At 59.4% G+C, this 22,232-nt stretch carries 14 protein-coding genes and 3 pseudogenes; 7 read left to right on the forward strand and 10 right to left on the reverse strand.

The features are described from left to right. Positions 1-36: 36 nt before the first annotated feature. The 4 genes from rfbD to rfbB are packed head-to-tail and all read right to left on the reverse strand — an operon-like array spanning position 37 to position 3,411. Entirely contained in the window at positions 37-918 is an 882-nt protein-coding gene (gene rfbD, locus AAEZ06_RS08735; protein WP_350613906.1) for a dTDP-4-dehydrorhamnose reductase, read from the reverse strand. Beyond that, positions 915-1,460 (reverse strand): dTDP-4-dehydrorhamnose 3,5-epimerase, encoded by a 546-nt coding sequence (gene rfbC, locus AAEZ06_RS08740; protein WP_149413849.1) that lies wholly within the window; start codon positions 1,458-1,460, stop codon positions 915-917. The genes rfbD and rfbC overlap by 4 nt, the downstream gene beginning before the upstream one ends. After that, positions 1,457-2,332, reverse strand: a complete 876-nt coding sequence (gene rfbA / locus AAEZ06_RS08745; protein ID WP_350613908.1) for a glucose-1-phosphate thymidylyltransferase RfbA — start codon at positions 2,330-2,332, stop codon at positions 1,457-1,459. The genes rfbC and rfbA overlap by 4 nt, the downstream gene beginning before the upstream one ends. Next, positions 2,329-3,411: a dTDP-glucose 4,6-dehydratase gene (rfbB, locus tag AAEZ06_RS08750; RefSeq protein WP_149413847.1), complete on the reverse strand. Its 1,083-nt coding sequence runs from the start codon at positions 3,409-3,411 to the stop codon at positions 2,329-2,331. The genes rfbA and rfbB overlap by 4 nt, the downstream gene beginning before the upstream one ends. A 166-nt stretch (positions 3,412-3,577) precedes the next feature. Between rfbB and AAEZ06_RS08755 the strand changes: the two genes are divergently transcribed. The 4 genes from AAEZ06_RS08755 (at position 3,578) to AAEZ06_RS08770 (ending at position 9,139) form a co-directional block, all read left to right on the forward strand. Then, positions 3,578-6,487, forward strand: a complete 2,910-nt coding sequence (locus tag AAEZ06_RS08755) for an aminotransferase (protein ID WP_350613911.1) — start codon at positions 3,578-3,580, stop codon at positions 6,485-6,487. Positions 6,488-6,693: 206 nt separating this feature from the next. Further along, on the forward strand, positions 6,694-7,572 hold the full coding sequence (gene aguB / locus AAEZ06_RS08760) for an N-carbamoylputrescine amidase (protein ID WP_149413845.1): 879 nt from the start codon (positions 6,694-6,696) through the stop codon (positions 7,570-7,572). Positions 7,573-7,577: 5 nt separating this feature from the next. Beyond that, positions 7,578-8,684, forward strand: coding sequence for an agmatine deiminase (aguA, locus tag AAEZ06_RS08765; protein ID WP_350613913.1), 1,107 nt, complete (start codon positions 7,578-7,580; stop codon positions 8,682-8,684). Between the two features lie 242 nt (positions 8,685-8,926). Beyond that, positions 8,927-9,139: a hypothetical protein gene (locus AAEZ06_RS08770; protein ID WP_133103072.1), complete on the forward strand. Its 213-nt coding sequence runs from the start codon at positions 8,927-8,929 to the stop codon at positions 9,137-9,139. A gap of 71 nt (positions 9,140-9,210) precedes the next feature. Here the strand turns inward: AAEZ06_RS08770 and AAEZ06_RS08775 are convergent. Further along, a pseudogene (locus AAEZ06_RS08775) lies at positions 9,211-10,963 on the reverse strand (TonB-dependent receptor). Positions 10,964-11,428: 465 nt separating this feature from the next. On the opposite strand from AAEZ06_RS08775, the gene AAEZ06_RS08780 reads away from it, so the two are divergent. Continuing rightward, entirely contained in the window at positions 11,429-12,715 is a 1,287-nt protein-coding gene (locus AAEZ06_RS08780) for an OprD family porin (protein WP_350613916.1), read from the forward strand. Between the two features lie 95 nt (positions 12,716-12,810). Here the strand turns inward: AAEZ06_RS08780 and AAEZ06_RS08785 are convergent, their stop codons facing one another. From AAEZ06_RS08785 to AAEZ06_RS08805, 5 genes and pseudogenes are all read right to left on the reverse strand, one after another. Next, entirely contained in the window at positions 12,811-14,376 is a 1,566-nt protein-coding gene (locus tag AAEZ06_RS08785) for a M48 family metallopeptidase (protein WP_149415191.1), read from the reverse strand. Positions 14,377-14,388: 12 nt separating this feature from the next. Beyond that, entirely contained in the window at positions 14,389-14,754 is a 366-nt protein-coding gene (locus tag AAEZ06_RS08790) for a hypothetical protein (RefSeq protein ID WP_133103076.1), read from the reverse strand. A 37-nt stretch (positions 14,755-14,791) separates the two neighbouring features. Continuing rightward, entirely contained in the window at positions 14,792-16,135 is a 1,344-nt protein-coding gene (locus tag AAEZ06_RS08795; protein WP_149415189.1) for a CHASE2 domain-containing protein, read from the reverse strand. A 671-nt stretch (positions 16,136-16,806) separates the two neighbouring features. Beyond that, positions 16,807-17,634: pseudogene (locus AAEZ06_RS08800) on the reverse strand (LysR substrate-binding domain-containing protein); the annotation flags it as partial. Positions 17,635-17,878: 244 nt separating this feature from the next. Beyond that, a pseudogene (locus AAEZ06_RS08805) lies at positions 17,879-18,019 on the reverse strand (IS5/IS1182 family transposase); the annotation flags it as partial. Positions 18,020-18,170: 151 nt separating this feature from the next. Here AAEZ06_RS08805 and fdhD point away from each other — a divergent pair. Beyond that, positions 18,171-19,028 carry a formate dehydrogenase accessory sulfurtransferase FdhD gene (fdhD, locus tag AAEZ06_RS08810; protein WP_149415187.1) on the forward strand — a complete coding sequence of 286 codons (858 nt, stop codon included), beginning with the start codon at positions 18,171-18,173 and terminating at the stop codon, positions 19,026-19,028. 139 nt (positions 19,029-19,167) lie between these two features. Continuing rightward, positions 19,168-22,218 (forward strand): formate dehydrogenase-N subunit alpha, encoded by a 3,051-nt coding sequence (gene fdnG / locus AAEZ06_RS08815; RefSeq protein ID WP_149415186.1) that lies wholly within the window; start codon positions 19,168-19,170, stop codon positions 22,216-22,218. The last annotated feature ends 14 nt before the right edge of the window (positions 22,219-22,232 follow it).

The raw sequence follows: 22,232 nt of genomic DNA on the forward strand, positions 1-22,232 counted from the left end.
GGGAGTCGGGCGCCTGGGGGTACAGGCGCATTATGCCTAGTGCTGCCCGGCAAGACACTCGCGCAATGCGTCGTGCCATTGTGGTTGCGAGACTTGCCATTGTTGCTGTAGACGGCTGCAATCGAGGCGCGAGTTCAAGGGGCGCTTTGCCGGCGTTGGATAGGCGCTGGAGGGAATTGCTTCCAGCTCGGCGCAGGCCTTGCCTTCGGCCAGCAATTGCTCACCAATGGCCTGGGCAAAACCGAACCAGGAGGTCTCGCCCTTGGCGGTCAGGTGATAGGTGCCCCATTTGCCTGCCTGGCCTGCCTGCCAGCGCTCGATCAAGGCGCGGGTGCTGTTGGCGATGCTCCCGGCCCAGGTCGGCGCGCCGATCTGGTCGGCGACGATGCGCATATGCGGCTTTTCCTGTAGCAGGCGTTGCATGGTCAACAGGAAATTCTTGCCGTGGGTCGAGTAGACCCAGCTGGTGCGCAGGATCAGGTGTTCACCGCCCACGGCCGCGATGGCCTGCTCGCCGGCCAACTTGCTCTTGCCGTAGACGCCGAGCGGGTTTGGCGCGTCGTCTTCGGTATAGGGCGCAGTTTTGCTGCCGTCGAATACGTAGTCGGTGGAGTAGTGGATCAGCGGGATGCCCAAGGCCTTGGCCTCTTCGGCGAAGATGCCTGGCGCCGTGGCGTTGATCGCGAAGGCGACATCCGGCTCGTTTTCGGCCTGGTCGACGGCGGTATGGGCTGCGGCGTTAATAATTAACCCAGGGCGATGGGCGCGCACCTGTTGGCGAATTTGCTCGGGGTGCGTCAGGTCGAGCTGGTCGCGGCCCAGAATCACCAATTCGCCCAGGCCCTTGAGCCGCTGTTGCAGCTCTTGGGAAACCTGGCCGTGTTGGCCGCTGATGAGGATTTTCAGGGGCGTGCTCATGGGAACAGATCAGCCTCTTGGAGGCTTTTGCCGTTCTGGTCCTTGGCGGACAGCTGTGGCGGTTCCGTCAGTTCCCAATCAATGGCCAGCGTCGCGTCATTCCAGAGAATGCTGCGCTCGGCGCTGGGCTGGTAGTAGTCGGTGGTTTTGTAGAGGAACTCGGCGAATTCACTCAATACCACGAAACCATGGGCAAAACCTTCTGGTACCCACAGCTGGCGATGGTTCTGTGCTGACAGGCGCACGCCGACCCACTGCCCGAAGTTGGGCGAACTGCGGCGAATGTCGACGGCCACGTCCAGCACTTCTCCGGCGGTGACGCGCACCAGTTTGCCCTGGGTGTGTTCGAGCTGGTAATGCAGGCCGCGCAACACGCCTTTTTGCGAGCGCGAGTGGTTATCCTGGACGAAGTCGCGTTTCAGCCCGGAGGCCTCTTCGAAGGCCCGGGAGTTGAAGCTTTCGTAGAAGAAGCCGCGTTCATCACCAAACACCTTAGGTTCGATGATCAGCACTCCAGGCAATGTCGTCTCAGTGACTTTCATTGCGCTTCCCTGGCAATCATGAACAGGTATTGGCCGTAGCCGGTCTTGCCAAAATATTTGGCCCGTTCCAGCAAATGATCACGATCAATCCAGCCATTTTGGTAAGCAATCTCTTCCAGGCACGCGACCTTCAGCCCTTGACGGTGCTCAATGGTCTGCACATAGGTTGACGCTTCCAACAGGCTGTCATGGGTGCCGGTATCGAGCCAGGCGAATCCACGCCCAAAGCGCTCGACATGCAGGTCGCCGCGCTTGAGGTAAGCATTGTTGACGTCGGTGATTTCCAGCTCGCCGCGCGGCGACGGCTTGACCGCCTTGGCGATCTTGATCACGTCGTTATCGTAGAAATACAGGCCGGTCACCGCATAGCTCGATTTGGGCTTGGCCGGTTTTTCTTCGATGGACAAGGCACGGCCCTCGCTGTCGAAGTCAATTACCCCGAAGCGTTCCGGGTCTTTGACCCAGTAGCCAAACACGGTGGCACCGGATGGGCGTTCAGCAGCGGTGCGTAGTTGGTCGCCGAAATGTTGGCCGTGGAAGACGTTATCGCCCAGGATCAGGCACACCGGGTCTTCGCCGATAAACTCCTCGCCAATCAGGAATGCCTGGGCCAGGCCATCGGGGGAGGGTTGTTCGGCATAGGTAAAGCGCACGCCGAATTGGCTGCCATCTCCCAGCAGGTTGCGGTATTGCGGCACATCCACCGGAGTGGAAATCACCAGGATATCCTTGATCCCGGCGAGCATCAGCACCGAGATCGGGTAGTAGATCATCGGCTTGTCGTACACCGGCAACAGCTGCTTGGAAACGCCCAGGGTAATAGGGTGCAAACGGGTACCGGAGCCACCGGCCAATACAATTCCCTTCATCATGCAATCAGGTCCTTCATGTTGGTGGAGCCAAGTCGTTGACCTTGATAACTGCCGTCCTGGACCCTGCGGCACCATTCCAGGTTATCGAGGTACCACTGCACGGTTTTGCGCAGGCCGGTTTCAAAGGTTTCTTCAGGCACCCAGCCCAGTTCTCGCTCGATCTTGCTGGCGTCGATGGCGTAGCGCTGGTCGTGGCCTGGGCGATCCTTGACGAAGGTGATCAGGTCGGTGAATTGCGCAACGCCGGCTGGGCGCTGTGGCGCCAGCTCTTCCAGCAGGGCGCAGATGCTGCGGACCACGTCGATATTCTTCTGCTCGTTGTGGCCGCCGATGTTGTAGGTCTCGCCTACGACGCCTTCGGTGACGACTTTAAGCAGCGCGCGGGCGTGATCTTCGACAAACAGCCAGTCGCGCACTTGCAGGCCATCGCCGTACACCGGCAGCGGCTTGCCGGCCAGGGCATTGAGGATCACCAGCGGGATCAGCTTCTCGGGGAAATGGAACGGCCCGTAATTGTTCGAACAGTTGGTCAGCAGCACCGGCAGGCCATAGGTGCGCTGCCAGGCGCGCACCAGGTGGTCGGACGCGGCCTTGCTGGCGGAGTACGGCGAGCTTGGCGCGTAAGGCGTGGTCTCGGTGAACAGGTCATCGACGCCGTGCAGGTCGCCATATACCTCATCGGTGGAAATGTGGTGGAAGCGCAAGGCGCTTTTTTCAGGCTCCGCCAGCGTCTGCCAATAGGCGCGGGTGGCCTCCAGCAGGCTGTAGGTGCCGACGATATTGGTCTGGATGAAATCCGAAGGGCCGTCGATGGAGCGGTCGACATGGGATTCGGCCGCCAGGTGCATGATCGCCTGGGGTTCGAAGCGCGCCAAGACTGCGCTGACGGCGGCCTGGTCGATGATATCTGCCTGGACGAACTCATAGCGGGTATTGGTCGCGATGCTGGTCAGCGACTCAAGATTGCCGGCGTAGGTCAGTTTGTCGAGGTTGAGCACTTCATGCTCAGTATGTTGAATCAGGTGCCGGACCAGAGCCGAACCGATAAACCCGGCCCCGCCGGTAATGAGAATGCGCATGTCGGAGGCCCTTTTCCTTAGACGGACATTAAGCGAATGGAGCATAGCTTGTGTTCTGGAGCAGGGCGGTGCAAGGGTTTGCGGTCAGATTGATCGCTTGGGGGTTGCTTAACACCCACCAACAGTGGCGATATAAGGCCTGATAAAAACACCAAGGGGTCGTCACATGCTGCTCGCCACGTTGATTCACCGCGCCAGTCTGCCGTGCCCACAGGTCGGTCCTGAGCAGGCGTTGCAATGGCTTGAGCAGCATTACGGCCTCACCGGCACGTTGCAGTCGCTGGGCAGCCAGCAAGACCTCAACTACCGGGTCGACAGTGATAGTGGTCGGTTTGTCCTGAAAATCTGTCGGGGCGACTATGCCGCTGTTGAGTTGCAGGCGCAGCACGCTGCCCTCCAGCACCTGCAGGAACATGCGGATGTGCGGGTGCCGAGGGTGATTGCGGCCCTCAATGGCGAAGCGTTGCTGACGGAAACAGTCGCCGGGCAAACCGTGCGCCTGCGGCTGCTGGACTATATCGACGGCCAGCCACTGACCCATCTGCCTCATCTGGGCCGTGACGTGATCGCTGGTTTTGGCCAGCTTTGCGGGCGCATGAGCCAGGCGTTGGCCAGCTTCGAGCATCCGGGCCTTGCACGCACCCTGCAATGGGACCCGCGCCATGCCCATGAACTGATTACCCATCTGTTGTTGACCCTGGAAAACCTGCCGCAGCGTGCGGCCCTTGAGCAAGTGGCAGAGCAGGTTGAGCGGCGGGTGCGACCCTTGGCCGATGGTCTGCCCCAGCAAGCGGTGCACATGGATATCACCGATGACAATGTGGTCTGGCATCGGGATGAGCAGCGCCACTGGCAGATCCAGGGCGTCATCGATTTCGGCGATCTGGTGCGCACCTGGCGCATCGCCGACTTGTCGGTGACGTGCGCCGCATTGCTGCATCACGCCGAGGGTGATCCGTTTGCCATCCTGCCGGCGATTCACGCCTGTCATGCCATCACCCCCTTGCAGCCGCAAGAGTTGCAGGTGCTATGGCCGCTGATCGTTGCCCGCGCGGCGGTGCTGGTGCTCAGCAGTGAACAGCAGCAGCGCCTCGATCCGCAGAACCAGTACCTGCTGAAGAATGCCAAGCATGAGTGGGAGATTTTCCACGTTGCCACGTCCGTGCCTTTTGAACTGATGGATGCAGCGATCCTGACCTGCGTCGGTGGCGCCTTGCCGCCCATTGCCAGTGAGGGCTTCGTGCCGTTGTTGCCGGGGTTAGTGGGGCGCGAGTTCGCGCTGATTGACCTGGGCGTACTCAGCCCGCATTTCGAGGCGGGCAACTGGGAGCTGCCCGGTATTGATCGGCGACTGTTGCATGAGGCCGCGGTGGCTCATGGGCTGGCGGCCAGTCGTTATGGTCAATATCGGCTGTCCCGAACCTGTGCTGACAGTTCTGCTGAGCCAGACACCTTTGCGATCCACGTAGAGCTATGGGTGCCAGACGGCACCACCGTGGAATCACCGTTCGCTGGCACCCTGCACTATGTCGCCGATGGCAGGCTGTCGCTGCACAGCGCTCAATTGACTGTTTGGCTGTGGGGCGTGAAAGCCTTACTGCAGCCTGGCGCAGCGGTGCTCAAGGGCCAGGTGCTCGGTGAGGCCGGTGGACCGTTGACGGTGCAAGTGTGCCGCGCCGATCTTGAGGCGCCGCTGTTCTGCTCACCGTCACGGGCGCAGGCGTGGCAGGCGTTGTGCCCTTCGCCAGCGGCGCTGCTGGGGCTGGCCTGTGACGCCGAGCCGGAGCTGGACTCCGACGCCTTGCTGGCCCGGCGCGACGCCAGTTTCGCTCGTTCGCAGAAGCATTATTACGTCGACCCGCCGCATATCGAGCGCGGCTGGCGCAATCATCTGATCGATATGCAGGGCCGTTCCTACCTGGACATGCTCAATAACGTCGCAGTGCTGGGCCATGGTCATCCGCGCATGGCGCAAGTGGCGGCGCGGCAATGGTCGCTGCTCAACACCAATTCACGCTTTCACTACGCAGCGATTGCCGAGTTTTCCGAGCGTTTGCTGGCGCTGGCGCCGGACTCCATGGACCGGGTATTTCTGGTCAACAGCGGCACCGAAGCCAATGACCTGGCGATCCGCCTGGCTTGGGCCTACAGCGGCGGGCGCGACATGCTCAGCGTGCTGGAGGCTTATCACGGCTGGTCGGTGGCCGCCGATGCGGTGTCCACCTCGATTGCCGACAACCCCCTGGCCCTGAGCAGCCGCCCGGACTGGGTGCACCCGGTGACCGCGCCGAACACTTATCGCGGCGAGTTTCGCGGCCAGGACAGCGCACCAGACTACGTGCGCAGCGTCGAACACAACCTGGCGAAAATCGCCGCGCAGAAGCGTCAACTGGCGGGCTTTATTTGCGAGCCGGTGTACGGCAATGCTGGCGGGATATCGCTGCCGCCGGGCTATCTGCAACAGGTATATGCCCTGGTCCGCGCCCAGGGCGGCGTGTGTATCGCCGATGAAGTGCAGGTGGGCTACGGGCGTATGGGCCATTTCTTCTGGGGGTTTGAAGAACAGGGTGTGGTCCCGGACATCATCACCATGGCCAAGGGCATGGGCAACGGCCAACCTTTGGGCGCGGTGATCACCCGACGGGAAATCGCTGAGGCGCTGGAGGCCGAGGGATACTTCTTTTCTTCCTCGGGCGGCAGTCCGGTCAGTTGTCGGATTGGCATGGCGGTGCTGGATGTCATGGAAGAAGAACAGCTGTGGGAAAACGCCCAGGTGGTGGGCGGGCATTTCAAGGCGCGGTTGGAAGCGTTGACTGAGCACCATCCCTTGGTGGGTGCGGTGCATGGTTCCGGGTTCTACTTGGGGCTGGAGTTGGTGCGTGATCGGCAGACCCTGGAGCCGGCCACCGAAGAAACCGCGTTGCTGTGTGATCGGTTGCGGGAGCTGGGGATATTCATGCAGCCAACCGGGGATTATCTGAACATCCTCAAAATCAAGCCGCCGATGGTCACCTCCAGGCGCAGTGTGGATTTCTTTGTCGACATGCTGTCGAAGGTGTTGGATGAGGGGTTGTAAGGAGGTTTTTTATCTACATAACTCGATTTTTATCTGGTTTTTAAGCATTTATTTCGATGAGTGGGTCTTAGGGTACTTTAAAAGCCGATTTTTATCCGCTATAAAGTCGCCCATGTCCCCGACGCTATACACTGGCGTCCAGCGTTCCCTTTTCTGTCATCGATCACTGCCACCCTGATCACTGACCACCGCCCAGGAGATGATTCATGAGCCGTATCGTTACCGTCGCCGCTACCCAGATGGCCTGTTCCTGGGACCTTGAAGCCAACATCGAGACCGCTGAAAAGCTGGTCCGTGAGGCCGCAGCCAAAGGCGCGCAGATCATCCTGATTCAGGAACTGTTCGAGAGCCCGTACTTCTGCCAGAAGCCCAACCCGGATTACCTGCAACTGGCGACCACTGTTGAAGACAACGTCGCCATCAAGCACTTCCAGAAAATCGCCAAGGAGTTGCAGGTGGTTTTGCCCATCAGCTTCTTCGAGCTGGCCGGCCGTGCGCGTTTCAACAGCATCGCGATCATCGACGCTGATGGCTCCAACCTCGGCATTTATCGTAAAAGCCACATCCCGGATGGCCCTGGCTACCACGAAAAGTACTACTTCAACCCCGGCGACACTGGTTTCAAAGTGTGGAACACCCGTTACGCAAAAATCGGCGTGGGTATCTGCTGGGATCAGTGGTTCCCGGAATGCGCCCGCAGCATGGCGTTGCAAGGCGCGGAAATCCTGTTCTACCCGACCGCCATCGGCAGCGAGCCACATGACAAGAGCATCTCGTCCCGCGATCACTGGCAACGCGTGCAACAAGGCCATGCCGGCGCGAACCTGATGCCGCTGATCGCCAGCAACCGCATTGGCAACGAAGAGCAGGACGGCTACGACATCGACTTCTACGGCTCGTCGTTTATCGCCAACCAGTTCGGCGAAAAGGTTGAAGAACTCAACGAGACCGAAGAAGGCATCCTGGTGCACAGCTTTGACCTCGACGAGCTGGAGCACATCCGCAGTGCCTGGGGTTCGTTCCGTGACCGTCGTCCGAACCTGTACGGCGCGTTGAAAACCCTCGACGGTTCCCTGGAGTCCTGACCGCCATGACCACTTTGCACAGCACACCTCGCGCTGACGGCTTCTACATGCCGGCCGAGTGGGCGACCCAGACCCAAGCGTGGATGATCTGGCCCGAGCGCCCGGACAACTGGCGCCTGGGCGGCAAGCCGGCGCAGGCTGCCCACGTAGCTGTGGCCAAGGCCATCGCCCGCTTTGAGCCGGTAACCGTGGCGGTCTCGGCTGGCCAGTACGAGAACGCCCGTGCCCGTTTGGACATGCCGAATATTCGCCTGGTGGAAATGTCCAGCGACGACGCCTGGGTACGTGATACCGGGCCGACCTTCGTGATCAATAACAGCGGTGAAGTCCGTGGTGTGAACTGGGACTTCAACGCCTGGGGCGGTTTTGATGGTGGCCTGTATTCACCGTGGAACCGTGACTCCCAGGTCGGCGGCAAGATCCTTGAGATCGAGCGCAGCCCGCGTTACCGCACCGAAGGCTTTGTGCTGGAAGGCGGCTCGATTCACGTCGACGGCGAAGGCACCCTGATCACCACCGAAGAATGCCTGCTTAACCACAACCGCAATCCGCACCTCGACCGTGCGCAAATCGAAGCGGTGCTCAGCGCCAACCTGGCTGTGGATAAGATCGTCTGGCTGCCGGATGGCCTGTTCAACGACGAAACCGACGGCCATGTGGATAACTTCTGCTGCTACGTGCGCCCAGGTGAAGTATTGCTGGCCTGGACCGACGACCCGCAAGATCCGAACTACGTGCGCTGCCACGCCGCACTGGACGTGTTGCAAAGCAGCACCGATGCCCAGGGCCGCTCGTTCACCGTGCATAAAATGCCAATTCCTGGCCCGCTGTATGCGACCGAGGAAGAGTGCGCCGGTGTCGATCCCGTAGACGGCACCCAGGAGCGTAATCCGACCGTGCGGTTGGCCGGTTCCTACGTCAACTTCCTGATCGTCAATGGCGGCATCATCGCGCCGAGTTTCGACGACCCGCTGGACAGTCGCGCACGGGAAATCCTTCAGAGCCTGTTCCCACAGCATGAAGTAGTGATGGTGCCGGGCCGCGAGCTGTTACTGGGGGGTGGCAATATCCATTGCCTGACTCAACAGCAGCCGGCACCGCACAAAATCTGAGTGCAGTTGTAACAGCCGATTTCCCCAGGAAGCGACTGTCAGCCGGGACGTTGTCCTGGCGATTGCAGCAAGCCCATAGCCCGTCAAGGCCGTGGGCTTTTTTGTGTCTGAGCGGCGACAAACTGCGGGTATTGGCATAGCCCTTGTGTCTGTTTTATGACGGTTATCAAGGTGGTGACTGCACGGTTCTGTCATAAACCTTGAGTAAGTTGACCGCTTACGCAGTAGGAGAGAACGCTGGAATGAACGCCGAAATCAACACGATCTACACGCGCACCTCCCATCCCTTGATGGTGGATGGCAACGCGATTCAGGCGCTGGCACTTTGGTTGAAGGCAAACGGCTCGCGACAGATCAGGACGCCTGATCCACGCCGGGTTATGAGTGAGCGATATCCGGTGGGGCTGTTGAGCGAGGATGAGTTGCAGGTGTTGTGTGAGTTGATGAAAGACTGAATAACAGATCCAGATATGCACTGACCTTGTGGCGAGAGGCAAGCCCCCTAGCCACAAAAGTGCAGCAGTGCCTAGAAGCTGTATGTTCCTGTCACTACCAGGTTACGCGGATCGCCCGGCTGAATCTGGAACGCACTGGTCGCCGACGCGTAGTACGTCTTGTCGCTGATGTTGTTCAGCGCCGCCCTTACATCCCATTCCTTCTGCCGGAATCCGGCCAGTGCGTCCCAGCGCCCGTAACCCGGCAGCACTACCGTATTGGCGTTGTCGGCATAACGATCGCCGACCAACGTCAGCCCGGTTTCCGCGTACCAGCCCATCTCGGGCTTCCAGGTGACGAACAGGCTGGCGTTACGCTTGGCCACGTCGCTGATGCGCTTGCCTTCAAAGCCGTTGTTGTCCTTCTCGACCTTGGCATCCTGCAGCCCGACACCACCGCGCACATACCAATTACCGACGATCTTCCCGGTCGCGGTCAGCTCTACACCGCGAGAGCGTTGCAGGCCGCTGAGCAGGGTGATAGTCGGGTCCAGAGGGTCGCGAGTGCGGCGGTTGTACAGTTCCAGCTCGTACGCGGCCAGGGTGGTGCTCAGGCGATCGTCGAACCAGTCGCTCTTGACGCCGACTTCCTTCTGCTTGGTCAGCTCCGGGCTCAGGTCGTTGGCGTTGCCGGCAGCGTTGGGGGTAATGCCGATCAAGCCGCCACCGGTAGGCGAGAAAGTCTTGCTCCAGGAGGCGTAGAACGAATGGTTTTCCAGCGGCGTCCAGACCAGGCCCACGCGCGGGCTGGTGTTGTGGCTGTCGACCTTTTGCCGCGTGTTGGCCACTTTGCTGGTGGTCTCCACTTCAAAGCGGTCGTAACGCAAACCTGCCAGCAGTTGCCACTGATCGTTCAGGCGCAGTTGGTCTTGGACATACAGGCCCTGGCTTTCGACTTCGGTGTGGTTGTTGCTGAAAATCGTCATGGGGCCGGTGTGGCTCAGGTCGTGATTGGGCTGATTCAAGTCAAGCCCGGGCACCGCCTGGCCGCCGCTGTACAGCTTGGGATCACGGCGCTGGCTGCCCAGCTCCACGCCGGTCAGCAGGCGGTGCTCCAGGCCGAAGGTGCTGAAGCCGCCTTCCAGTTCGACGTTGTTGAAGATGTTGCGGGTGGTCAGGTCCTGCTGCCAGCGCTGGCGCGTAACTTTGTTGGTCGACGCGGTGTAACCGGTCAGGTAGGTGTTGTCGAAATCGCTGTCGAGCTTGAACACGCCGAGGGTGTGGCGCAGTTGCCAGCTGTCGTTGAGTTCGTAGGCAAGTTTGGAGCGCAGGGACTGGGACGTGTCGTCGATATAGTCGTGATTGTCGCCATGGCGTGACCGACCTGGGGCAGTTTGCTCACCCGGTTGACGATGCCCCCCTGGCCGCCGCGCCCTTGAGCACTTCGATGCGCTCGATGTTGTGCAAGTCGCGCACGTATTGGCTGTCGTCGCGGATACCGTCCAGGTAGAAGTCACTGCTGGCCTCGAAGCCACGGATACGCAGGCTGTCAAAACGGGTATCGGCGCCGCTGCTGACGTTGGGGATGCCGCTCAGTGCCTGGCCCAGGTCATTGGTGCCGTAGGCGCGCAGGTTTTCGGTCTTTACCGAATCAATGGCCTGGGGCACGTAGCGCACGAGCGTGGCGGTGCGGGTGGCGGTGGTGGTTTCTTTGATGCGCGGATCGTCTTCGTCAGCTTCGGCGCTGATGGAGGTTTCGGGCAGAATGGTCGCAGCGCAGGCAAATCCGGCGGACAGCAATACGCAAAGCCCAATGGTTATGGGCGTCAGGCGAGGGGCAGGCATCAGGGAGTGCATCCGAAAAGAAGGGTAGGAAATAGCTCATTAATGATAATGCTTGCTATTTGCCTGCGTTATTAATTCTTGTGTAGGCTCTCTCGGCAATATGTTACAGAATGTGTTTTACGTGGATATTTTGTCGCACCGGGCAATTTCCTTGAGAGACAGCTGGATGTTCACTCAATGAGCTGCAAATGCGCCTGCCTCATGCGAGAGATGGCTAAATAACACTACTTAGATTTTTTTTGCCTAAATACAGACGATTCACGAAATTGACATGCAGTTAAAGGCGCGGCTAGGATTCGTCCCAACGCCTGTGGCTAACCGCCATGACTTCCCAATAATAAAAGGCCCGCGGCATGTTCAGTCGTCCGCGGGCCTTTTTTTATCCGTGATAAGCCGACACCAAAAGAGCTACACGGAGCCTGGTATCACAGCGCGTACTCAACCAGTAATAAGGAATATAAAAAGATGTTGAATAAACGGATGGGTCTGATTGCTCTGGGGATTTTGAGCGCAACACAGGCAATGGCTAACGACCAGGAGCAATCCAAGGGTTTTGTAGAAGACAGCCACCTGAACATCGCGCTGCGTAATGCTTACATCAGCCGCGACTACAAGAATGGCAAGCAAGACAACGCCGAATGGGGTCAAAGCATCATCGGCAAGTTCGAGTCCGGCTTCACTCAGGGCACTGTAGGTTTTGGTGTCGACGTGACGGGCCAATACGCTGTTCGTCTGGATGGCGGTAAAGGCAAAAGCGGCGCTGGCGGTATCGACTTCTTCAAGCAAGGTGACAGCGGCGAAGCGGCAAGCGACCTGGCCAAGGGCGGCGCAGCTGTCAAGGCACGCATCTCCAACACCGTAATCAAGTACGGCGAGCAGATGCCAACCGTGCCGGTCCTTGAGTACGACAATTCCCGTCTGTTGTCGGAAGTCTATACCGGTACTTCCATCGTTTCCCAAGAGATCGAAGGCCTGCAACTGGACGCTGGGCGTTTCACCAAGGAAGCACGCAAGAGTGCCGAAGGCACCGACAGCGGCGACCTGAAAAGCATCACCTACATCGGTGGTAGCTACAAATTCACCGAAAGCCTGTCGGCCGCTCTTTATGCTTCCGACATGGAAAACGTGCTGAAGAAGCAATACGTCAATGTCAACTACGTGCTGGCCCTGCCAGAAAAACAATCGTTGACCTTTGACTTCAACGGCTACAAAACCAAGCTGGACAAGAGCTTCGCCCTGGTCAACCAAGGTGATGCCGATGCCCGCGACAACAAGATCTGGAGCCTGGGCGCCACATGGGCCTTTGGTCCGCACAGCTTGACGCTGGCCCACCAGCGCAGCACCGGTGACACCGCTTACCTGTACGGTGGCTACCGCAACGATGGCGGCTTTGGCGACGGTGGTAACACCATCCTGCTGGCCAACTCCTACTGGTCCGACTTCAACGGTAAAGACGAGCGCTCCTGGCAGGCAGGCTACGGCCTCGACTTCAGCGCCTTCGGTGTTCCTGGCCTGAGCTACAACATTGCCTACGTGCGCGGCACCAACATCGACGACGGCAGCGGCCGTGGCGATGGCAGCGAGCGTGAGATCTTCAACCAGTTCAAATACGTGGTACAAGCCGGCCCAGCCAAAGACCTGAGCCTGCGTGCCCGCGCGTCGTGGTTGCGCGTCTCCAACAACGCCAGCAAATACAACGTTGGCGGTAACGAAATCCGTCTGTTCGCTGACTACCCGATCAACGTTTTCTAATTGATCTGGTGCAGTGCCTGATACCAGGCGATAAAAAACCCCGACGTGTCGGGGTTTTTTTATGCCTGTGATTAACGCGTGTTGGCGGCGAGTACTCAGGCCTTCACGGGCGCCAGCTTCTTGCAGCCGGCCTTGCGCATCGGGTATTGCTCACATTTGCGCAACACCGTCTGCACCTGCTGAGTGTTCTGCAACTGCTGGTTGGCCAGCAGCTTCTCGGTGATAAACAGCTCCTCCGAACCCAAGTGACGCTCGGCCTTGTCGATCATTGCCAGCGCCGCTTGCCCGTCGCCGCGCTTGAGGTGGTAGCTGATCATCAAGTCATAGGTCGACGGCCCGGCCAGCGACCAGTCCTTGATTGCCTGCAACTCCTTTAACGCCTCGGCGTTTTTGCCCTGGGCCAGGCGCACGGTGTAGGCGGTGCGGCGAATATTCGGCTGGTCCTTGACCGGAGAACTCAAGGCGCGACGGATAAAGGCGTCAGCCTCGGGCACCTTGTTCTTCTCCAGGGCGGCGGTGGCGGCGTAGGCGTCCTTGTAGCCCTGCATGGCCTTGGCCACAGGCGCGGCGTCACGCACTTTTGGCCAGCTCTGGGTGTTAACCCTGGCGCGGCGCTCCTGGCGGTACTCGCGTTGCAGGTATTCGCGCAGTTCCTTGTCACGGTCTATGGCTGACATATGGGAGCGGTTGAAATACTGGCTGGTGGCGGCGATGCTGGTGGTCAGGCCGTCCTTGACCAGCACGTCCAACTCCTGGGTGAAGCGGTTGAGGTTGAACTGCTGCAGCGAGTCCTGCATGGCGTTCTTGCGGGCGGTGAGAAAACCGGTGAGCAATGGTTTTTGCTTGCCCTGGAAATCATTCAGCCGCTCCAGGCTATGAGTGGCCGCGCGGGGTGCGTAACCGGCGCGAATCATCAAGTCAGTGCCCAGCAAATCTGCCTGGTCTTCCTGGCTGCGACCCCAGGCGGTGCTCCATATATTGTCAGAAAAGGAATTGGCCAGCGCGGTGTACAACACAGTGTTGCCGATGGTTTTCTGCGTGCCTATCGGGTCCTTGCTGAACAGCTTCATGGTCCCGGAGCTGCGATCGATACCGGTGTCTGCCGCCATCGTCGCCAGGGCCACGGTGGATGCGACGGTGGTGAACATTTCCTTCTGCTGCTGGAACGCCGCCGAGCGGTCATGGTGATGCAGCAACACATGGCTCATCTCATGGCCCAGCATCGCGGCGATTTCATCTTCGCTGCGCACGTTATCCAGCATGCCCAGAGGCACGAAGATATTGCCGTACGGGTCCGCCGACGGCCCAAAGCCGTAACTGTCGGTGATCTTCACCTGCAACACTGGCAACTCCCCCGGCCAGCCCTTGGACAGGCGTGTGACAATGCCCTGCAAGTACACCTGCAACATCGGGATATCCACCAGGTTCTGCTGGCGCGCCTCGGCGGCCGGCACTGTGTGGCCGTCATAGCTCAAGCGCTGCTGGCCCTGGCGTTGCGGGTCGAGCTTGTAGTATTGGCGCACGTCGGTGTTGTCGACATAGTGGCCCTGGACCCGCGACTGGGTCGACGGCCCCACCAGGTTCAGAAACGCCTGGTCGGCGCCCTTCAAGGTGGCGCAACCACTGAGCAATGCACTGGCCAGCAATAGATATCCCTTCACCGCAATGCTCCCTTATTGATTACAGCCGGCACCAAAACCGATGGTGGAATTGTTGTGACTGTCCTTGGCCAGGCTCTTGGGCATCATCTGGCAGGGCAGGTCCACCACATTCAGCGGCGGGTCGATGCGCAGATCCATGGTGTCCAGCCAGACCTTTTGGCCCGCCAGTTCCACCTGCACCAGGTCCAGCGCCTTGTTGTACTGCAACACGGGCACCGGCTGTTTGGGCGCGTCCTTCTGGGCGATTTCCCGCTCTTGCTTGCCCTGCTCATCCAGCACCGCCACCGGGTCGGCGAGGAACGCCTTGATGGCGTGGGTTTCGGCCAGCACGGCTTGGCTGAAGAGTGCGACGAGTAACACGATGAAGGTTCTGTTCATCCTTGAGTTCCTTGAGTAAGACGAGAAAACGGCATCGTCAGCGGCCACGGTCGAAAAAGGCTTCGATCCGCTCGCTGAACAGCACCAGTGACAGCAAAACAATCCCCAGCACGTTGACCGGCGTGATGTGGTTGAAGTGCAGCAGTACACACACCGCCAACAACACCAGCATCACCAACAGCCACGACAGGTACGGCGAAGAGAAAAACCAGATCTCCTGGCGCCGCCAACGGCTCCAGGTATGCAGGCCGGCCGAGCGCCGGGCGTGCAGAGCCTTAAGCACGGCAATCAACGCCAACAGCCCAAGCTCCAGCCCGTCCAGCCAATTGATATTGAAGAACGGCAGATTCGCCGGCTCCCGGTCGTAATCCATGCCGTCGGTGATCAGGTTATCCAGCGCCATGGCATGCAGATAAATCCCCGGAACCTGCCCGTGCACCGGCGACTGCACCAAGTCGCCCGTGGAAGTAATATTCGCCCCGACCATCACCAGCCGATCACGCAGCAACTCAGCGAGCAAGGCCTGATCCTCCTCGGAACTGACCTCCAGATCACTGGCCGACAAGGTAAAACTGTAAGGGCAGCGCGCCTGGGCCGAGTCATCGAGCTTCCAGAACACCGCCTGGAAAAACTGCGCCACGCCATCCAGCACAAAATTGCGCGACGGCGTGCAATGACGAATATCGGCAATTCGCACCTGCTCCGGCGCCAGCTTCAACCCCCACTGCACCGCAATCGGCGGTAACCGCGCCGCTGCCTCGGCATCCGCCGGCAACTCATCGCACGCCAGCCCTTTGCAAAACTGCCGATACATCGCCAACGCCGGCGTCTCCATCACCCCCAACGCCGTCGGCACCGCCAGCGGATACTTGTCGTCGACGCCATCCCACACTACCAGCGCCGGCCGGCTCACCTGGGCAAAATGCTCCAGCGTATTGGCCTGCCCGTCCTCACCCCGCGCCACCCCGGTATTGGCCAGCCACAACGCAATGCCCTGACGCTGATAACGCTCAAACACATTCGCCAACAACTGACTGCCCCGCGCCGGATCACCGAACGAGTGATCGTGGCTGTACAACAAATCCACAAACAGCGCCTTGGGCTTGTACGCCAGCAAACGCTTGAACAGCTTGCTCTGCTCGCCATACGGCATCGGCCACGAGGTGTTGTTGCGCATCAGATAGGCATCGTCGATCAACACCACCGCGATCCGCTGCTGACCGTCGTTGTGGTATTTGCTGGCAAGCATACGGTTGAGCCACTGCGCGGAGGCCTTGTCGCTTGAGCTGGCCAGACCAAAAGGATCGAGCACAGCCAGCAACACAATAAGGGCAGCGAGCCAATAGCGGCGGTAGTTGAAAAGAGGAGGATTCTTCGACATCCATGTCTCGATAAAGGTGAGTAATGCAGCTGTTCTGGCTGTTCTGTAGGCGCTGGCTTGCCTGCGATGGTCGCTAATGATGACGCGCGCTCACGGGATAAACACGACACCTCTGAACCCATTGCGCAAGCAAGCTCGCCCCACAACCGCCACAGCGAATGCATGGGTTTTTAAAGGACCAAGGAGGGGGTGTCAATTAGAAATATGGCTAAGTGCCATCGATGTGCCCGAGATCACCGCGTTTTTCGGCGAAAAACTTGAAGACGTGCAGTGACCACCGGATTCAACCTGACACAAGCCGCCGAAGCCCTTGGCGTGGGGACACGCAGAATCACCCGTTACAGCAACGGCCGTGAGGCAGTGCCCGTACGTTGGCCCTGGCCTGTCTGGGGAGGGAGAAGCAAGAGCAATTAATAAATCTGGAGCGCAAGGGGGCTTGAGGTTTGGGCGGCACGGCTGATCGTTCTTGAACACGCCAGCCTGTCGTTCATTACCCTCTGATCTGCGATTGGTCGCGAAAGTCAGTGAACGCTCTTGGTTTGTCTTAGGTGAACCGCCTAGCTGATGAGCTTGGCAAAGGAGCAGGACTGTCAAGCGGTGATGTTATTGCGACATCCTGGGCTTAGGGTCGTTGCTGTGAGGTGAGCTGCGTTGGCGAGTAGATAAACGAGCTATCCATGCAGGTCGCTAGTGAATAGCTGACTGTGCATAAAATCTATGAAGACCCGTAGTCTTAGAGAAAGATGTTTGCTTGATGGCCACAGAAGCCTGAACACCCCAGTGTGAGCCGTATAGTCTACTAACACCCGAACCAGTTCGCCGTTTTTGATGGACTTAGAAGTCATGAAGTCAGGTAGGCAAGCAATTCCCAAACCTGAACGAGTCACATCGACAATCACTTCAGTCGTGTTGCACACCATGGTCTGAGGTAGCTCGAAATCCGGCTCTCCGGTCTCAACGCGCAGCGGCCAAGGTTCAACCTTCCCTGTTGAAGGAAACTTGTGCAATAAACATGAGTGCGTAGCGAGATCCGCTGGCCGTTTGGGTACACCGTACTGTGCGAGATAGTCCGGAGACGCCACAATCTGGAGCTGAAAGCCCCCCAGCCTTTTAGAAAACAACCGAGAGTCACTAGGCTCGCCTGTCCTCAACACAGCATCAAAACCCTCCTCAATAACGTCGACCATTCGATCAGAAAAATCAATGTCGAGTTCTATTTCGGGGTATGTGCGCATGAATTGAATGATTGCTGGCATCACTAGACCGCTGACTAGAGGCAAGCTAATTCGCAACTTGCCCCTCGGTTGTTCACGGGCATTGCTTAGCTCCATTTCTGCGGCTTCAAGCTCCGAAAGTATCCGTCGGCACCGCTCAAGAAACAGTGACCCTTCTAACGTCAGGGCAATACTGCGGGTGTTGCGCTGGAATAGGCGTACACCGAGCTTCTCCTCCAGCCGACTAATACTTTTACCGACGCCAGAGGAGGAAATACCTAGTCGTTATCTGCTTTTCATCTTGGGCGCCGGCAGCGTGCTCACGGCAGTTGCTGTGTTCGCAACGCTCGGTCGAGTTAGCGCGCATGATCATCAACCAGTAGATGTAGTCCGTCCCGTGATCGTGGGTGACCGCGAGTGATTGGGCGGATACGAATGAATCTCTCCCGGGTTTTAGACACCTCTGGGGGAGTTATTTTGACCAACTTTGGCAATCGTCACTGGCCATGTGGCGTCGTCGCCCGGCGCGCGGATCGAACGGCGTATTACGCCGGCCGTCGCCTTCGTAACGGGCGTGGAAAGCACGCAAATCCAGCGCGTTCACCGCATCGTTGATGAAATAGGCCAAATGCCCTTCTGGCAGCCACTCGCTCACCGACGGTGGCAACATCAGGGTCTGATTTGGTTAATACGGGCGATAGGTTGTCGTCATGCCTCGACTTTAGCCAACCACAGGCTCCTAACGATTAGCCATATATTTTCTGTGGGTTTACACTAGTCGACATGAGATAAATAGTCACATGGGGCGGAGGGCCCACGCTATGCCTCTCCAGGCTAAGCCATGCGGTAACGGCAACCCACAATCCAGCAGCATTGCCAGTACTTATACCTACGCTGAACTCGGTGCGCCGCAGACCCGGCAACAGGCGGCGCTGGCCACCGAGAGTGCCTTGGCCATCAGTTACAACGGCTTGAATCAGGCGGTAATGATGGTCTCGCCTCGTGATCTGGAAGACTTCGTGGTGGGCTTCAGCCTTAGCAACGGTACCATCAGCCATATCGATGACATTTACGACCTGCGCCTTGCGCAAGGGCAGGGCGCCGCTTGGCATGCCGAGCTGCAAATCAGCAGCCGCGCCTTCTGGAGCCTCAAGCAGCACCGCCGACAACTGACCGGCAGCAGTGGCTGCGGTCTGTGTGGCGTGGATGCCTTGGAGCAGGCGCTGCCGCAGCTGACGCCACTGACACCCTCGGCGTTGCCGGCCGCCGAACACCTGCAACAGCTACGTCGGCGCATCGATACCGCTCAACAACTGGCCCGTCACAGTGGCGGCATGCACGCCGCCGCATTTGTCGATCGCCACGGCGAACTGCTGCTGTGCCGTGAGGATATCGGCCGGCACAACGCCCTGGACAAACTGATCGGGGCCCAGTTGCGTGGCGGCCAGGACAGCCACGGCGGCTTTGCCGTGGTCACCAGTCGCTGTGGGCTGGAGCTGCTGCATAAGACCGTGCGCGCCGGAATCGGCACCCTGGTCAGTCTGTCGGCTCCCACCACCCTGACCGTGGACTGGGCCCGTCGCCATCATTTGAACCTGATCCATGCGCCACACCGCGACGCTCCACGGGTGTACAGCCCGAGCCCCGAACCCACCCGCGACCCCGACAAAACCCGATAGCCCATGCCACCCCCTCACTCGTCAATTCATCTCGACGGGTGAGGGGGTGGCGCATTCGAAACGCCTGATCGCATTCGGCCACTACGAAGCCGGAGCGAATGATCCAAGCGCAATTATTGCACCTGATGAGGAGATAACCATGGAACTCGGCAGAAGACAGTTCTTCAAGGTATGCACTGTCGGTGTCGCCGCCGCCAGCGCCGCCACCCTGGGCTTTGCCCCGGGCATTGCTCAAGCGACCCAGCCGCGCCAGTACAAACTGCTGCGAGCCAAGGAAACCCGCAACAACTGCACCTATTGCTCGGTCGGTTGCGGCATTCTGATGTACAGCCTGGGTGATGGCGCAAAGAACGCCAAGGCGCGGATCTTCCATATCGAGGGGGATCCGGACCACCCGGTCAGCCGTGGCTCGCTGTGCCCCAAAGGTGCTGGCCTGATCGACTACATCCACAGCGAACAGCGCCTGCAGTACCCCGAGTATCGCGCGCCAGGTTCTGACAAGTGGGAACGCATCAGCTGGGACAAGGCGATCAAGCGCATCGCCCGCTTGATCAAGGACGACCGCGACGCCAACTTCATCGAGAAGAACGAGCAGGGCACCACGGTCAATCGCTGGCTGTCCACCGGCATGCTGGCCTCCTCGGCGGCGTCCAACGAAACCGGCATCCTCGACTTCTATTTTAGCCGCGCCCTGGGCATCCTCGGCATGGATTGCCAGGCTCGCCTGTGCCACGGTCCGACCGTATCGGCCCTGGCCCCGAGCTTCGGCCGCGGCGCGATGACCAACAACTGGGTCGACATCAAGAACGCCAATGTGGTGCTGATCATGGGCGGCAATCCTGCCGAGGCGCACCCGGTAGGGTTCAAATGGGTGATCGAGGCCAAGGTACGCAACGGCGCCAAGGTGATCGTGGTCGACCCGCGCTTCAACCGCAGCGCTGCGGTGGCCGACCTGTACTCGCCGATCCGCGCCGGCTCCGACATTGCCTTCCTTATGGGCGTGGTCAACTACCTGCTGATCCACGACAAAATCCAGCATGAGTACGTCAAGCACTACACCAACGCCAGCCTGATCGTGCGTGAGGATTACCGCTTCGATGAGGGCTTGTTCAGCGGTTACGACGAAGCCGTGAAGCAGTACGACAAGAGCAGTTGGGGCTACGAGTTGGGCGAAGACGGTTTTGCCAAGCGCGATCCGACGCTGCAACATCCGCGCTGCGTATTCAACTTGCTCAAGCAGCACGTCAGCCGCTATACCCCCGAAGTGGTCACCAGCCTGTGCGGCACGCCCAAGGCCGACTTCCTGGAAATCTGCCAGATCCTTGGCGAGACCAGCGCGCCGAACAAGACCGCAACCTTCCTCTACGCCCTGGGCTGGACTCAGCACACCAGCGGCGCCCAGATGATCCGTGGCGCGGCCATGATCCAGCTGCTGCTGGGCAACATCGGCATGGCCGGCGGCGGCATCAATGCCCTGCGTGGTCACTCCAATATTCAGGGCTACACCGACCTTGGCCTGCTGTCGATCCGTCTGCCGGGCTATATGAACCTGCCGACCGACAACCAGCCGGACCTGGAGACCTATCTCGCCCAGACCACGCCCAAGGCACTGCAGGCCGGTCAGGTCAACTACTACAAGAACATCCCAAAATTCTTCACCAGCCTGATGAAGGACCTCTGGGGCGACAAGGCTACCAAGAAAAACAGCTGGGGCTTCGACTGGCTGCCCAAGTGGGACCGCGAGTACGACATGCTCAACTTCATGAACATGATGTACGACGGCAAGGTCAACGGCTACATCGTTCAGGGTTTCAACCCGGTCGCGGCCATGCCCGACAAGAACAAGGCCAGCGCCGCGCTTTCCAAACTCAAGTGGATGGTGGTGATCGATCCACTGGCCACCGAAACCTCGACGTTCTGGCAGAACCACGGCGAGTTCAACGACGTCGACACGGCCAATATCCAGACCGAAGTCTTCCGCTTGCCATCGTCCTGCTTTGCCGAGGAAAACGGCGCCATCGTCAACTCCGGGCGTTGGCTGCAGTGGCACTTCGCAGGTGCCGAGCCGCCCGGCGAGGCCTGGCACGACAGCAAGATCCTCGGTCATATGTTCATGGCTGTGCGCGAGCTCTATGAGCAGGAAGGCGGCACCTGCCCCGAGCCGATTCTCAACATGAACTGGAACTTCTCCACCCCTTGGGATCCGAAACCCGAAGAAGTAGCCAAACGCGCCAACGGCTACGCTCTGCAGGATCTTTACGACGACGTCGGCAAGCTGGTGGCTAAGAAGGGCGAGCTGCTGTCGGACTTCTCGCTGCTGCGTGACGACGGCTCCACCTCCAGCTATTGCTGGGTGTTCACCGGGTCCTGGACCGAGCAGGGCAACCAGATGGCTCGTCGCGACAACACCGACACGGGCCTGGGCTGTACGCCGGGCTGGGCCTTCGCCTGGCCGCAGAACCGACGCATTCTGTACAACCGTGCTTCGGCCGACCCGCAGGGCAAACCCTGGGACCCGAAACGCAAGATTCTGGAATGGAACGGCAGCCGCTGGATTGGCAGCGACGTGCCCGATTTTGGCGCGACCCTGGCGCCGGGCAACGAAGCTGGTCCCTTCATCATGCTGCCTGAAGGCGTCGGCCGGCTGTTCGCCGGTGGTAACATTAACGACGGCCCGTTCCCCGAGCACTATGAGCCGGTTGAGTCGCCCCTAGCCAACAACCCGCTGCATCCCAAGGTGACCTTTAACCCGACCATGCGCCTGCTGGAAAACGACGCCAAACGCATGGGCACGCGGGAAGAGTTCCCCTACGTAGCCACGACCTATTCGATTACCGAGCTGTTCCGTCACTGGACCAAGCACTCCAAGCTCAACGCCATCATTCAGCCCGAACAGTTCATCGAGATCGGCGAGACGTTGGCAGCGGAGAAGGGCATTGTCGCCGGTGACACCGTCAAACTGACCACCAAACGTGGCTTTGTCCGCGGCAAGGCGGTGGTCACCAAGCGTATCCGTGCGCTCTTGGTCGATGGCCAGCAAATCCACCAAATCGGTATTCCCTGTCACTGGGGCTACGAAGGCAGCACTAAGAAGGGCTTTCTGGCCAACACCTTGACCCCAGGCGTGGGGGATGCCAACAGCAATACCCCGGAATACAAGGCCTTCCTTGTGAACATTGAAAAGGTGTAACGGAGCGAACTTAT

Source organism: Pseudomonas sp. HY7a-MNA-CIBAN-0227 (genome assembly GCF_040310325.1).
GTDB lineage: Bacteria > Pseudomonadota > Gammaproteobacteria > Pseudomonadales > Pseudomonadaceae > Aquipseudomonas.

Excerpts from the sequence above, each read along its gene's own strand:
- AAEZ06_RS08790 (WP_133103076.1), bottom strand. The coding sequence starts at position 14,754 with ATGAACAGAACCTTCATCGTGTTACTCGTCGCACTCTTCAGCCAAGCC.
- aguB (WP_149413845.1), top strand. The coding sequence starts at position 6,694 with ATGAGCCGTATCGTTACCGTCGCCGCTACCCAGATGGCCTGTTCCTGG.
- rfbC (WP_149413849.1), bottom strand. The coding sequence starts at position 1,460 with ATGAAAGTCACTGAGACGACATTGCCTGGAGTGCTGATCATCGAACCT.
- rfbB (WP_149413847.1), bottom strand. The coding sequence starts at position 3,411 with ATGCGCATTCTCATTACCGGCGGGGCCGGGTTTATCGGTTCGGCTCTG.
- fdhD (WP_149415187.1), top strand. The coding sequence starts at position 18,171 with ATGCCTCTCCAGGCTAAGCCATGCGGTAACGGCAACCCACAATCCAGC.
- rfbD (WP_350613906.1), bottom strand. The coding sequence starts at position 918 with ATGAGCACGCCCCTGAAAATCCTCATCAGCGGCCAACACGGCCAGGTT.
- fdnG (WP_149415186.1), top strand. The coding sequence starts at position 19,168 with ATGGAACTCGGCAGAAGACAGTTCTTCAAGGTATGCACTGTCGGTGTC.
- AAEZ06_RS08780 (WP_350613916.1), top strand. The coding sequence starts at position 11,429 with ATGTTGAATAAACGGATGGGTCTGATTGCTCTGGGGATTTTGAGCGCA.
- AAEZ06_RS08795 (WP_149415189.1), bottom strand. The coding sequence starts at position 16,135 with ATGTCGAAGAATCCTCCTCTTTTCAACTACCGCCGCTATTGGCTCGCT.
- AAEZ06_RS08755 (WP_350613911.1), top strand. The coding sequence starts at position 3,578 with ATGCTGCTCGCCACGTTGATTCACCGCGCCAGTCTGCCGTGCCCACAG.
- aguA (WP_350613913.1), top strand. The coding sequence starts at position 7,578 with ATGACCACTTTGCACAGCACACCTCGCGCTGACGGCTTCTACATGCCG.
- AAEZ06_RS08770 (WP_133103072.1), top strand. The coding sequence starts at position 8,927 with ATGAACGCCGAAATCAACACGATCTACACGCGCACCTCCCATCCCTTG.
- rfbA (WP_350613908.1), bottom strand. The coding sequence starts at position 2,332 with ATGATGAAGGGAATTGTATTGGCCGGTGGCTCCGGTACCCGTTTGCAC.